The sequence below is a fragment of the Vulcanisaeta sp. genome (assembly GCF_049966235.1).
Lineage (GTDB): Archaea > Thermoproteota > Thermoprotei > Thermoproteales > Thermocladiaceae > Vulcanisaeta > Vulcanisaeta moutnovskia.
On record NZ_JBMFVA010000033.1, the window covers coordinates 1 to 2,658 of the forward strand.

Genomic DNA, 2,658 nt, shown 5'->3' on the forward strand with positions numbered 1-2,658 from the left:
GCTTGTGTTCCAGACCCAGAAGCCCCATGTTGTCCATGCTATTGGGTATGAGTAATTGCCGTAAAATGTATACCACGCCTCCATCTGAAGTTCTTTGCCCATTGGTGCTGGTAGTCTTAGTGCTATTTGTGGGTTTACTGGGCCTATTATTGTCCAGTTGCAAGGCAGTGCGAAGCTTGGGTAGTGCGTTACTGAGTAGAACTGCAGTATCACTGGGTATGTCCTGTTCACGGGCAGCACTATCGTTGTGTAATTCACGTTGGGTCCGTAGAACGTCGAAAACAAGGACCATGTATTTAGGAGTACGGCCGTACCATTGTTAATGCCCCAATAGCTATCTTCGCGGTACATCAGTGGGCCTCCACCCATGAAGTCGCCCATGTATATCATGTCTACCCAGTTTGGCTGTGGGGTGTTGGGTATCGCGGTTATGAATTGGATGGCTAACAGCCACGCGTTGCCCAACCCTGGGAACACGGCGGAGACCGTGGTCTCCCAATACAGCTCCTCGCCGTATTGCGGCGCTGGGAATTTCTCCCACCCTATTATTGTGCCGTTTTGTAGGAATAGGTCCCAAGCCCACTGGGTGGGTATCCAATAGCCCAGGGTCCAAATAGTCCCATTCGGGAGGACCAGGCTGTATAGATGGCAGGTGCCGGTATTATTGTAGATGGGTATGCCGAAGGATGCATTACCAGGCATATAGACGTAGACGGTCCTATTCACGTAAATCGGCACAGTCTGATTTATGTACTTAACGACGGTCTGATTCACATACCTAATCACCGTTTGATTCATGGTCTTGGTTACAATAACGGTTTGAGTCTGGATTAGGCCTAGGGACTTGGTGATTGGTTGGAGGGGCTTGATGTGTGGACTGGCGATTATTATGGCTAGGAGGGTTATGGCTATTATGCCTATTATTGTTATTGCCTTGGTTGCCGAGCCTGTGTAGTACCACCAGTTGCTCAGTCCCATGGTGTATTGGTTGTTTTCCTGCTTAATAGCTTTATGGATCGTTCACCCTACCCGCTATTTTCCTGGCAAGCTCCGTAACCCTCCTGTACTCCTTGTTTGTGATTATTCTTCTGATTATCTCGAGGTCGACTATTGCGTATTGATGAACGACGATGTTTCTGAAGGTTACTACCGACTTGAAAAGCCTTAAGTCCTCGGGACTAATTACACCGAGTATGCTCAACTTCTCGCCTGCATCCACGTAACCGCTAACCTCCATTCCCATGAGAGTTGCCACCCTCTGGGCTAGGTCAATGAGGGCTTGGGCCTGTGTCTGGAGTAGGTATACAGCGGAGTAGTATGCCTTAATGTCGCTTAGTTCGTCGGGTGAGTACCTATTGAGTAGTGCCTCTCGTTCCTCGACTATCCTCAACAACCTGCTTATAATGGCCATGGCGCCTCGCCGAGGCCCAGTTTTTTCATGCTTATGAAGAAGTCGATGCATGGGTTTTGAAGCCTGAACCTGATCTCTAGGTATTTCTCGGTGTCCCTTACATATATTGGCTTGTGGCGGAGTATCTCGATTATTAATTGGCAGGGCAGCCTATAATTAAGTGGTACGAGGTTTATCAATTCCTCCCTAACATCAAGAAACCTAGCCAGTGATACCAGTAGGTCCGCGTAATCATTAATATCGTTGAACCAAACGGCTATATCCCAATCACCCTTAACAACCCTCCCGCCCACCCTGGACCCAAAGAGTATTGCGAATTCGATGTTAAATTCCTGCCAGGGAAATAGACTTAAGTCCCGCATTCTCTCAGTATTGACTATATTCATTCTGGTAAATTAATATGTTGCTAAATTGCGCTACTCATAATCACTGTATCAATAAATTACCTCGTTAAATCGCCAAGCTCGTGCATATTAAATAAATCACGTAATTGAGGTACCCATGGATTTTTTAACCTAGCTCAATGCCCTCATTAACTACGCTGACCTAGCGACTCGAGCGAGCTCTGGCATGAGACCCATTATCATCTGTTGCCTACTTAGTGTTCTCAACCAAGCTTTACCAGGCCCCTCGATATGGGCTAGCCACAAACCCTCTTCGCCGAAGAGCATTGTCCTCAAGCCACCAACACGCCTAATGCCGACTCTCATGCCCTCGTCAAAGGCCAGTACATGGCCGGCCTCAACATCGATACTCTCCCCAGGCCTAAGCTCAAGCATTAGGGCGTCACCAATGGCATGTAGGAATACTCTACCATTGCCCTGGAGCCTAGCCATCAGAAGGCCCTCACCTCCTAACCATCCAAAACCTAGGCCGACAAGTTTGACGTCGTAGTTTACTGTTGGTTCCATGGCCAGGAATGCCCTGTGTTCAACCATAATACCATTACTACTTAGGTCAATCTCAACAATCTTGCCGGGAGCAAAGCCTGCAATATCAATGGTTCCTGGCCCCTCGAGCTCCAGTACGAAGAAGCTGGCGCCTGTGACGGCTCTCTTTAGACCAGCTAGTAAGCCACCGCCTGTTGTGGCCTTTATATTAACGCTTGGTGACTTCCAGATGAGGTGACCACCCTCGGCGTATATCTTCTCGCTATGCCCTAATTCCACATATAGATGTTGTATGTCGCTGCCCATTATCCTGAAGTTTGTCATATTCAATTTCAGTAGTACTGTTTTTATTGATTT

General features: G+C 47.8%; 3 protein-coding genes and 1 pseudogene. All 4 read right to left on the reverse strand.

Annotated features, from left to right (window positions below):
- Positions 1–978, reverse strand: a pseudogene (locus ACP5L5_RS11065) (hypothetical protein); the annotation flags it as partial.
- A 31-nt stretch (positions 979–1,009) separates the two neighbouring features.
- A complete protein-coding gene (gene hepT, locus ACP5L5_RS11070) occupies positions 1,010–1,411 on the reverse strand; it encodes a type VII toxin-antitoxin system HepT family RNase toxin (RefSeq protein WP_428763798.1) in 402 nt (133 codons plus the stop codon).
- Positions 1,399–1,797 (reverse strand): nucleotidyltransferase domain-containing protein, encoded by a 399-nt coding sequence (locus ACP5L5_RS11075; RefSeq protein ID WP_428763800.1) that lies wholly within the window; start codon positions 1,795–1,797, stop codon positions 1,399–1,401. The genes hepT and ACP5L5_RS11075 overlap by 13 nt, the downstream gene beginning before the upstream one ends.
- 150 nt (positions 1,798–1,947) lie before the next feature.
- Positions 1,948–2,658 (reverse strand): TIGR00266 family protein (locus ACP5L5_RS11080; RefSeq protein ID WP_428763802.1); only part of this gene is annotated, 711 nt, incomplete at its 5' end.

Coding starts and splice junctions, on each gene's coding strand:
- hepT (WP_428763798.1), bottom strand. CDS start 1,411: ATGGCCATTATAAGCAGGTTGTTGAGGATAGTCGAGGAACGAGAGGCA.
- ACP5L5_RS11075 (WP_428763800.1), bottom strand. CDS start 1,797: ATGAATATAGTCAATACTGAGAGAATGCGGGACTTAAGTCTATTTCCC.